The sequence below is a fragment of the Neisseria sp. HMSC064E01 genome (assembly GCF_001808875.1).
Classification (GTDB): domain Bacteria; phylum Pseudomonadota; class Gammaproteobacteria; order Burkholderiales; family Neisseriaceae; genus Neisseria; species Neisseria sicca_A.
This window is the reverse complement of record NZ_KV794893.1, coordinates 34,173-34,536: the sequence shown is the minus strand read 5'-3', so window position 1 is coordinate 34,536 and position 364 is coordinate 34,173.

Sequence of the window (364 nt, the reverse complement as noted above, 5' to 3'; positions counted from 1 at the left end):
TGCATCTGTTTCGCGGGTAGAACCCGCGCTACAATTTACTTCGACGGTATCTTATCTATTTCCTGCTCTGATTAAGAAGTGGGATTTAAGATTGAAAGAGGTCGTCTGAAAACTTTGGTTTCCCAGTTTTCAGACGACCTTGATTAATCAAAACACGTCTGAGATAAGCCGAACCTCGTAGCGTGGGCTTTGCCCACGAAGTTTGTTATCCGTCAGTCTGAATCGGACAGTTAACCTTGCATCTGTTTCGCGGGTAGAACCCGCGCTACGGTTTGTTTTGACGGTGTTTTATTCATTTCCTGATCCGATTAAGAAGGCAGGTTTGAGATTGAAAAGAGGTCGTCTGAAAACTTTGGTTTCCCAG